9 protein-coding genes are annotated in these 9362 nt (G+C 71.6%); 5 read left to right on the top strand and 4 right to left on the bottom strand.

What is annotated here, in order from left to right:
- Nucleotides 1–670 (bottom strand): DEAD/DEAH box helicase (locus N869_RS09945; RefSeq protein ID WP_035060980.1); only part of this gene is annotated, 670 nt, incomplete at its 3' end.
- A 154-nt stretch (nt 671–824) separates the two neighbouring features.
- Between N869_RS09945 and N869_RS09950 the strand changes: the two genes are divergently transcribed.
- From N869_RS09950 to N869_RS09960, 3 genes are all read left to right on the top strand, one after another.
- On the top strand, nt 825–2948 hold the full coding sequence (locus N869_RS09950) for a ribonucleoside triphosphate reductase (RefSeq protein WP_052105355.1): 2124 nt from the start codon (nt 825–827) through the stop codon (nt 2946–2948).
- The gene (locus tag N869_RS09955; protein ID WP_035060981.1) at nt 2948–3640 is read left to right on the top strand and encodes an anaerobic ribonucleoside-triphosphate reductase activating protein; all 693 of its coding nucleotides are present in this window, start codon (nt 2948–2950) and stop codon (nt 3638–3640) included. The genes N869_RS09950 and N869_RS09955 overlap by 1 nt, the downstream gene beginning before the upstream one ends.
- A 77-nt stretch (nt 3641–3717) precedes the next feature.
- Complete coding sequence (locus tag N869_RS09960; RefSeq protein ID WP_035060993.1) at nt 3718–4053, top strand: STAS domain-containing protein; 336 nt, start codon at nt 3718–3720, stop codon at nt 4051–4053.
- An 81-nt stretch (nt 4054–4134) separates the two neighbouring features.
- Here N869_RS09960 and N869_RS09965 read toward each other — a convergent pair whose 3' ends face one another.
- Complete coding sequence (locus tag N869_RS09965; RefSeq protein ID WP_035060983.1) at nt 4135–5022, bottom strand: SDR family oxidoreductase; 888 nt, start codon at nt 5020–5022, stop codon at nt 4135–4137.
- 175 nt (nt 5023–5197) lie between these two features.
- Here N869_RS09965 and N869_RS09970 point away from each other — a divergent pair, with 175 nt between their 5' ends.
- Nucleotides 5198–7492, top strand: a complete 2295-nt coding sequence (locus tag N869_RS09970; RefSeq protein WP_035060985.1) for a sodium-translocating pyrophosphatase — start codon at nt 5198–5200, stop codon at nt 7490–7492.
- Between the two features lie 45 nt (nt 7493–7537).
- Here N869_RS09970 and N869_RS09975 read toward each other — a convergent pair whose 3' ends face one another.
- Nucleotides 7538–8188, bottom strand: coding sequence for a hypothetical protein (locus N869_RS09975; RefSeq protein WP_035060986.1), 651 nt, complete (start codon nt 8186–8188; stop codon nt 7538–7540).
- A gap of 115 nt (nt 8189–8303) precedes the next feature.
- A complete protein-coding gene (locus tag N869_RS09980) occupies nt 8304–8960 on the bottom strand; it encodes a hypothetical protein (protein WP_035060987.1) in 657 nt (218 codons plus the stop codon).
- Nucleotides 8961–9111: 151 nt separating this feature from the next.
- Between N869_RS09980 and N869_RS09985 the strand changes: the two genes are divergently transcribed.
- A partial coding sequence (locus N869_RS09985) for a DUF7059 domain-containing protein (protein WP_035060989.1) occupies nt 9112–9362 on the top strand: 251 nt, incomplete at its 3' end.

The raw sequence follows: 9362 nt of genomic DNA on the forward strand, positions 1-9362 counted from the left end.
CGAGCCGCCGCAGCCGCCGCAGGACGGCGGCGACGTGCGCGCCCAGGACCCCACGGAACGCGTGCGCCTCGTCGACGACCACGACCTGCAGGCCGCGCAGCAGCCGCGCCCACCGCTGGTGCCCGGGCAGCAGCGAGAAGTGCAGGAAGTCCGGGTTGGTGAGCACCACGTCGGCGTGCTCCCTCACCCAGCGCCGTTCGTCGACGGGGGTGTCGCCGTCGCAGGTGGCGACCCGGACGTCGGTGCCGCGGTGGGCGCCCAGCCGTTCGAGGCCGTCGAGCTGGTCGGCGGCGAGCGCCTTGGTGGGAGCCAGGTACAGCACGGTGCCCCGCGGTGGGCGGGACCCGCTCGGGGGTGGTGCGGTCGGCGGGCGCCCCGGGGGGTCGGTGACCGCCGTCAACGCGGGGAGCCAGTACGCCAGCGACTTGCCCGAGCCGGTCGACGTGGCCAGGACGGTGTGGTGGCCGTCCCGGACGGCCTGCGCGCCCCGGACCTGGTGCAGCCACGGTTCCCGGACGCCCAGGTGCTGGTAGGCGTCGACGAGGTCCGGTGGGGCCCAGGCGGGCCACGGCGCGTGGGTGCCGGGACGGGCGGGCAGGTGCTCGACGTGGGTGACCCGGTCCCCGCGCAGACCGCCGGCGGTCAGCACGTCCAGCAGGTCCCTCGGCACGTGCCGATCCTCCCACCGGTGGCACCGGCTCCCGCGGTGGCCACGCGGCCCTCGGGACCTACGTCCTACCGTCCACGACGCGACGCCCCCTTGGATCGAACATGTTGGGGCTATGGGTCGATCAAGACACAACATGTAGGGACGGGGTCAGGGTATGGAGACGGGGACAGAGCTGCGTGGGGCAGTGACCAGGGGCGGCGCCGTGGTGCCGTTCGACGCCGGACGGATCGCCCGCGCGATCACCCTCGCGGGTGCCGCGACCGGTGAGGTCGACGCCGCGCGGTCCGCGGAGCTGTCCGATGCGGTCGTCGCCAGGCTGCGGACCGAGGGTGTGGAGCACCCCCACGTCGAGCGCATCCAGGACCTGGTGGAGGAGGTCCTCATCACCGCCGGCGCGACCCCCACCGCCCGCGCGTACATCGCCTACCGCGCCCAGCACGAGCGCCTGCGCGCCGACGCGCGCACCGTGGTGGACGTCGGCTCGTCCATCAACGAGTACCTGGACCGGTCGGACTGGCGCGTCAACGCCAACGCCAACCAGGGCTACTCCCTGGGTGGGCTGATCCTCAACACCGCGGGCAAGGTGACGGCCAACTACTGGCTGTCGCACGTGTACGCCCCGGAGGTCGGCCGTGCGCACCGCGAGGGCGACCTGCACATCCACGACCTCGACATGCTCGCGGGGTACTGCGCCGGCTGGTCGCTGCGCACCCTGCTGACCGAGGGCCTGAACGGCGTCCCGGGCAAGGTCGAGGCCGGGCCTCCCAAGCACTTCTCCTCGGCCGTGGGGCAGATCGTGAACTTCCTGGGCACCATGCAGAACGAGTGGGCCGGCGCGCAGGCCTTCAGCTCGTTCGACACCTACATGGCCCCCTACGTGCGGGTCGACGGCCTGGACTACGCGGCGGTGCGTCAGGGCATCCAGGAGCTGGTCTACAACCTGAACGTCCCGTCCCGGTGGGGAACCCAGACGCCGTTCACGAACCTGACGTTCGACTGGGCCTGCCCCGCGGACCTCCGCGACCAGGTCCCGGTGGTCGCCGGGGTCGAGCAGCCGTTCACCTACGGGGACCTGCAGGCCGAGATGGACATGATCAACGAGGCGTACATCGACGTGATGACCACCGGTGACGCCTCCGGTCGGGTGTTCACCTTCCCCATCCCGACGTACAACATCACCACCGACTTCGACTGGCACAGCCCCAACGCCGACCGGCTGTTCGAGATGACGGCCAGGTACGGGCTCCCGTACTTCCAGAACTTCCTCAACTCCGACCTCGAGCCAGGCCAGATCCGGTCGATGTGCTGCCGCCTGCAACTGGACCTGCGGGAGCTGCTCGCCCGCGGCAACGGCCTCTTCGGCTCGGCCGAGCAGACCGGCTCCCTGGGTGTGGTGACGATCAACTGCGCCCGGCTGGGCTACCTGCACCGCGGGGACGAGCAGGCGCTGCTCGCCGCGCTGGACCGCCTGCTGGAGCTGGCGCGGGACTCCCTGGAGGTCAAGCGCAAGGTCATCCAGCGGTACATCGACGAGGGCCTGTTCCCGTACACGCGCCGCTACCTGGGGACGTTGCGCAACCACTTCTCCACGATCGGCGTCAACGGCATCAACGAGATGATCCGCAACCTGACCGACGACGCCGACGACGTCACCACACCCACCGGCCACGGCATCGCCCTGCGCCTGCTGGACCACGTCCGTGCCCGCATGGTCGAGTTCCAGGAGTCCACCGGCCACCTGTACAACCTCGAGGCGACCCCCGCAGAGGGCACCACCTACCGGTTCGCGAAGGAGGACCTCGCCCGGTTCCCCGGAATCCGGCACGCCGGCACCGACGAGAACCCGTACTACACGAACTCCTCCCAGCTCCCGGTCGGGTTCACCGACGACCCGTTCGAGGCCCTGGACCTCCAGGACGAGCTGCAGTCGCGGTACACCGGCGGCACCGTCCTGCACCTGTACATGTCCGAGCAGGTGTCCACCCCGGACGCGTGCCGGGAGCTGGTGCGCCGGGCACTGGCCCACCACCGCCTGCCGTACCTGACGGTCACGCCGACGTTCTCGATCTGCGGCGCCCACGGGTACCTCGCCGGTGAGCACCACGCGTGCCCACGCTGCGGGCAGGTGTGCGAGGTGTGGACCCGGGTGATGGGCTACCACCGCCCGGTGAGCTCGTTCAACATCGGGAAGAAGGGCGAGCACGCCGAGCGCACCCACTTCACCGAGGCCGCTGCGGCCCGGTCGGTGGACCGGGCGGCCGAGCCGGCGCCGGTCTGATGCCCCCGCCCGCCCAGCGGGGCGCCGAGGGCCTGCAGATCGCCGGACTGGTGCCGTTGTCGACCTGCGACTGGCCGGGCCGACTGGTCGCGACGGTGTTCTGCCAGGGCTGCCCGTTGGACTGCGGGTACTGCCACAACCCGGGCCTGATCGACCCCAGGACCCCGGGGACGGTCCGGTGGTCGCAGGTCATGGACCTGCTCTCGCGTCGGGTGGGTCGCCTGGACGGGGTGGTGCTCTCCGGTGGTGAGCCGACCCGTCAGCCGGGCCTGCCCGACGCGGTCCGCCAGGTGCGGGAGGCGGGGTTCGGGGTGGGGCTGCACACCGCCGGCCCGTACCCGGGCAGGTTGGCGCAGCTGCTTCCCCTGGTCGACTGGGTGGGTCTGGACGTGAAGGCGCCCCTGGACCTGTACGAGGCGGTCACCGGCCGTCCCGGGGCCGGGGAGCGGGCGATGCGGTCCCTGGAGCTGGTCCTGGACTCAGGTGTGGACCACCAGGTCCGCACCACGGTCGACCCGACCACCATGGACGACGAGGCGGTGGCACGCCTGCGCGGGATGCTCGCTAGTCTCGGGGTGCGCGACCACGTCCTGCAGGAGGTCCGCGTGCAGGGCGTCAGGGAGCGGTACGCTACAGCGCTCACGGCCCACCAGGCCGGGGTCGGCCCCGGCAGGGTGCCGGTGCGGGCGTGAGCGGCCGCACGCCGGGCCGGGGTTTGGTTGAATGGCCGCAGTCGGGAGCATGTGAGCGTGGGATGGGGGAGGTCGGTGTGGACGTGTCCGTCACGAGCCGCGTGGACGGTGACCGCACGGTGGTCGACGTCACGGGCGAGATCGATGTCTACACCGCACCGGTGCTGCGCGAGGAGCTCACGGGCCTGATCGAGCGTGAGCACACCGATCTGGTGGTGAACCTCACTGAGGTGAAGTTCATGGACTCCACCGGGTTGGGCGTGCTGGTCGGCGCGTTGAAGAAGGTCCGCACCCTCGGGGGCGACCTGCGTCTGGTCATCAACCAGGAGAAGATCCTCAAGGTCTTCCGGATCACGGCCCTCACCCAGGTGTTCACCATCCACACCACGGTCGACGAGGCCCTGGCCGACTGACTGGCCGACTGACCCGGGACGTCCAGCGGCCCCGCACCCCGTCCAGGGGGTGCGGGGCCGCTGCGTTGAGGGCGGGAGCGGTCAGGGCATCATCTTGCCGCCGGCCACCCCGAGCCGCTGCCCGGTGGTGTAGCTGGACTCCTGGCTGGCGAAGAACACGAACGCCGGTGCGAGCTCGGCCGGCTGCCCGGGACGTCCTTCGGGGGTGTCCTCACCGAACTGGTCGACCTTGCCCTCGGGCATGGTCGCGGGGATCAGCGGCGTCCAGATCGGCCCCGGCGCCACGGTGTTGACGCGGATGCCCTTCTCGCCGAGCTGCTGGGCCAGCCCTCGGGTGAAGTTGATGATCCCGGCCTTCGTGGTCGCGTAGTCCAGCAGCTGCGGGCTGGGCTGGTACCCCTGGATCGAGGACACGTTGATGATCGAGGACCCCGGCTGCATGTGCGCCAGCGCGGCCTTGGTGATCCAGAACAGGGCGTAGATGTTGGTCTTCATCACCCGGTCCAGCTGCTCGGTGGTGATGTCGAAGATCCCACCGTCCTGGGCCATCTGGTACGCGGCGTTGTTGACCAGCACGTCGATCCCGCCGAGCTCCCGCACCGCGGTGTCGACGATCTCCTGGCAGTGGGCCTCGTCCCGGATGTCGCCGGGCACCAGGACGGCGGTGCGGCCGGCCTCACGCACGTACGAGGCGGTCGTCTCGGCGTCCTCCTGCTCCTCGGGCAGGTACGACAGCAGCACGTCGGCGCCCTCCCGGGCGTAGGCGATGGCCACCGCCCGGCCGATCCCGGAGTCACCACCGGTCAGGACGGCCCGCTTGCCCTCCAGGCGCCCGGAGCCGACGTAGGTCTCCTCGCCGTGGTCGGGCTGCTCGTCCATGTCCCGGGTCAGCCCGGGGTGGGCGATGGTGTCCGAGTCGGGGCTGCCGTGCTGGTCGGTGGGGTCCTTCGGGGTGGTCTGGTCGGTCATCACTGCTCCTTGTGGGGTACGTGTGACGGTTCGCCCCCAGCGTCACCCCCGATCGTCCGGTGCGCATGTCGAGCGCCGGTCGCGCCCGTAGACTGCGGGCCGTCGTGGCTCAGGGGGAGCCGCGTGGCCTCCCGGCAACGGCGCCGGGTCGGCGCAGCGACGTCGAGGAGGACGGATGCCCACGCTCGGGACCTCGAGCCTGACCATCGTCGCGGTCGTCGCCGCGATCGCCGTCGTGTCGTTGGTGTTCGCCGCGGTGCTGCGCCGGCAGGTGCTCGCCGCGGACGGGGGCACCGCACGCATGCAGGGCATCGCGACCGCGGTCCAGGAGGGCGCGTCGGCGTACCTGCACCGCATGCTGCGGACCCTGGTGCTGTTCGCGGTGGTGGTGTTCGCGCTGCTGTTCCTGCTTCCGGGCGACACCGGGGTGCGGGTCGGCAGGTCGGTGTTCTTCTTGCTGGGAGCGGGTTTCTCGGCGGCGATCGGCTACCTGGGCATGTGGTTGGCGGTGCGCGCGAACGTGAGGGTGGCCGCGGCGGCGACCCGCCCGGGTGGTCGCAGCGAGGGGGCGCGCATCGCGTTCCGCACCGGCGGCGTGGTCGGCATGTCGGTGGTGGGCCTGGGGCTGCTGGGCGCCGCGTCGGTGGTCCTGATCTACCGGGGCGACGCACCGGCGGTCCTGGAGGGTTTCGGCTTCGGTGCGGCGCTGCTGGCGATGTTCATGCGCGTCGGTGGCGGGATCTTCACCAAGGCCGCCGACGTCGGGGCGGACCTGGTCGGCAAGGTCGAGCAGCACATCCCCGAGGACGACCCCCGCAACGCCGCGACCATCGCCGACAACGTCGGCGACAACGTCGGCGACTGTGCGGGCATGGCGGCGGACCTGTTCGAGTCGTACGCGGTGACCCTGGTGGCCGCTCTGATCCTGGGCCGGGTCGCCTTCGGGGAGGAGGGGCTGGTCTTCCCCCTTCTGGTGACCGCGATCGGTGCCCTGACCGCGGCACTGGGCGTTGTCCTCACCCGGGTGCGCGGCAACGAGAGCGGGCTGCGGGCCATCTACCGGGGCTTCTACGTGTCGGCCGTGGTCGGCGCGCTCCTCGCTGCCGTCGCCGCCTTCGTCTACCTGCCGGGCTCGTTCGCCGAGCTCACCGGGGTCGGAGACGTCCTGGCCGACCACGACGGGGACCCGCGGGTGGTCGCGACCCTCGCGGTGCTGATCGGGATCGTCCTGGCCGGGGTGATCCTGTGGCTCACCGGCTACTTCACGGGCACGGCGTCCAAGCCGACCCTGCACGTGGCGCGCACGTCCCTGACCGGCCCGGCGACGGTGGTGCTCTCGGGCATCGGGGTGGGTTTCGAGTCCGCGGTCTACACGGCGGGCATCATCGCCGCCGCGATCTGCGGGGTGTTCCTGGTCTCCGGCGGCTCGGTGTGGTTGTCGCTGTTCCTGGTGGCCCTGGCCGGCTGCGGGTTGCTGACCACGGTCGGGGTGATCGTGGCCATGGACACCTTCGGTCCGGTGTCGGACAACGCGCAGGGCATCGCGGAGATGTCCGGGGACGTGGACGCCGAGGGCGCCCAGACCCTCACCGATCTGGACGCCGTGGGCAACACCACCAAGGCCATCACCAAGGGCATCGCGATCGCGACGGCGGTCCTGGCCGCAACCGCCCTGTTCGGCTCGTACTCCGACGCCGTGCGCCAGGCCCTGGCCGACATCGGTGACATGATCGAACCGGCCGGGCTGTCGTTCGCGATGCTGTCCTACGAGGTCATCTCCCCGATCACGCTGGTGGGGGTGATCCTGGGTGCGGCGACGGTGTTCCTGTTCTCGGGCCTGGCGATCGACGCGGTGACCCGCGCGGCCGGCGCGATCGTGTTCGAGGTGCGACGGCAGTTCCGGGAGATGCCCGGGATCATGACCGGCGAGGTGCGCCCCGACTACGGCCGCGTGGTCGACATCTGCACGCGTGACTCGCTGCGCGAGCTCGCCACGCCGGGCCTGCTCGCCGCGTTCGCGCCGATCGCGGTGGGCTTCGGTCTGGGCGTCGGGCCCCTGGCGGGCTTCCTCGCCGGGTCGATCGCCGCCGGGGTGCTGATGGCCGTGTTCCTCGCCAACGCGGGCGGCACGTGGGACAACGCCAAGAAGATCGTCGAGGACGGGCAGTTCGGCGGCAAGGGCTCCGACGCCCACGCCGCCGTCGTCATCGGCGACACGGTCGGCGACCCGTTCAAGGACACCGCGGGCCCGGCCATCAACCCGTTGATCAAGGTGATGAACCTGGTGGCCCTGCTCATCGCGCCGGCGGTGGTGCAGGTGAGCATCGGCCCGGACGCCGACCACGTGGTCAGGCTGTCGATCGCGGTGGTCGCCGCCGGCATCGCGTTCGGCGCGGTGATCCTCTCGAGGTTGCGTGCCGCCCGCGTCGACCGCGAGGGCCGCCTCGAGAACGACCCGTCGGTCGTGTGAGCTCTCGGGGCGGCAACCTCGGGTCGGCGGCCGAGCAGCGACGGATCAGCGGCGGTGGTAGACCAGGCGGAAGTCGGCGGGGTCGACCTCGATGCCCTGGGCCTCGAGCTCGCTCAGGTCCGGGGTGAGGTACAGCTCGTCACCGGCGCACTCGGCGAAGTACATGCCGTCGACGAACACGTCCGCGGGGTCGATCTCGGGTGCGGGCACCTCCTCGCCCTCGATCTCGGTGCGGGTCTGGACCTCGATGTCCGAGGAGTCCAGGTCCGAGATCTCCAGGCGGTCGCCGTCCAGGGTGTAGGTGCCGGTGACGGTGCCGTGCTCCCGCATCCAGCTCTCCATCTGCTGGCCCTCCACCGAGAACCACTGCGTGACCTCGAGCTCGTCGGCCTCGCGGATCATGGTGCCGTCGTCGTAGGTGAGCACGGCGCTGCCGCTGAACTCGTGCTCGTAGTCGTCGACCTCGACACCTGCGGTCTGGACCTCCAGCAGCCGTTCCAGGTCCGTGTCCCACGAGCCCTGCAGGCACGCCGGGTCCACGTCGCCGCCGGCGGGTGCCTGCGCCTCGGTGTCGCCGGTCTCGGCGTCGGTGGGCGGCTCCGTCGGGTCGGTCGCCTCGGGGTCGGCGGCGCACGCGGTCAGCGCCAGCACGGTGCCGAGGGCCAGGGGAAGGGCGAGCGCACGTGCGCGGTTCATCATGTCTCCGGGGTGTCGGTGCAGGCGCACGGGACGGGCACCTCGCCCTCGATGCTACGCAGGACGGGCGGGCCCCCGCCCGGGGAGCCCGCCCGTCACCACCGCACGTGGGTCGTCAGCGGCGCGTGAGCACCGTGGCGTACTCCTCGGGGTCCAGCTCGGCCAGCATCTCCATGCCCTCGCCCGTCAGTGCCGAGAAGTCCGGCACCAGACGCAGCTCGCTGTCGCTGCAGGTGAACGTGTAGGCCTCGTCGGTGGACAGGTCCCCGAGATCCACGTCGGGGATCTCGAACTCCTCGCCGTTGATCAGGGTGCGCTGCTCCAGGGTCAGGCCCTGCTGGTCGGTGTCGACGATGTCGAGGCGGTCACCGGTCACGGTGTACGAGCCGGTCGCGGTGCCGTCCTGGCGGCTCCAGACCTCCATCTGCTCGTCCATGAAGGTGAAGCTGACCTGGGACTCCACCTCGTCCAGGGTGCGCACGACGGTCCCGTCGGTGAACGTCAGCGTGGCGCTGCCGTCGACCTGCACCTCGGCGTCGGTGACTCCCATCAGCGCCTGCTGGGCGGCGAGCTGGTCGGTCACGTCCAGGTCCCACTCACCCTCGAGGCACGCGGCGGCGTCGTCGACGGGCTCGGGCTCGGGCGAAGCGGTGGCCTCGTCGGCCCCGGGCGTGGGTGTGGCCTCGGTCTCGTCCTCACCGCACGCGGCGAGCCCGGCGACGAGCGCCAGGCCGAGCGGGAGGGCGAGCAGGCGGGAACGGGAACGGCGCATGAAGGATCTCCGGGTTCGAGGTGACGTGCGCCGAGCGGCGCACCCGGGCGACGATCGTACGGTGCGCGCGATGCCGCGTGGTCGTCGTCCCCAGGTGCGCCGTACCGGTGTCGAGGACGCCCGGGGCGCCGGGTCGTGGTAGTTGTCCTGGGTGAGCGAACAGACCGGCGCACCCCGGCCCCCCGACGTCCCCGCCCTGGACGGCACCCTGGTCGCCGCCCTGCGGGAGGACCTGCTCGAGGCCCGGTTCACCGTCGACGCCGTCGAGGAGCTCCTGGGCGCCGACGCCTCTGCGGCCCTGCACCGGGAGCAGGCGGTCCCCGCCCTGCGGGCCACCGCGCACCCGGACGTCGCCGGCACCCCGCTGGCGACACTGGTGCGGATGCTCGTCCTGGGACGGCC

It is taken from the genome of Cellulomonas bogoriensis 69B4 = DSM 16987, assembly GCF_000767165.1.
In the GTDB taxonomy this organism is placed as follows: domain Bacteria; phylum Actinomycetota; class Actinomycetes; order Actinomycetales; family Cellulomonadaceae; genus Actinotalea; species Actinotalea bogoriensis.

Bases quoted from the DNA above. Each gene is read 5' to 3' on its own strand.
- N869_RS09975 (WP_035060986.1), bottom strand. From the start codon at position 8,188: ATGAACCGCGCACGTGCGCTCGCCCTTCCCCTGGCCCTCGGCACCGTG.
- N869_RS09970 (WP_035060985.1), top strand. From the start codon at position 5,198: ATGCCCACGCTCGGGACCTCGAGCCTGACCATCGTCGCGGTCGTCGCC.
- N869_RS09965 (WP_035060983.1), bottom strand. From the start codon at position 5,022: ATGACCGACCAGACCACCCCGAAGGACCCCACCGACCAGCACGGCAGC.
- N869_RS09955 (WP_035060981.1), top strand. From the start codon at position 2,948: ATGCCCCCGCCCGCCCAGCGGGGCGCCGAGGGCCTGCAGATCGCCGGA.
- N869_RS09950 (WP_052105355.1), top strand. From the start codon at position 825: ATGGAGACGGGGACAGAGCTGCGTGGGGCAGTGACCAGGGGCGGCGCC.
- N869_RS09980 (WP_035060987.1), bottom strand. From the start codon at position 8,960: ATGCGCCGTTCCCGTTCCCGCCTGCTCGCCCTCCCGCTCGGCCTGGCG.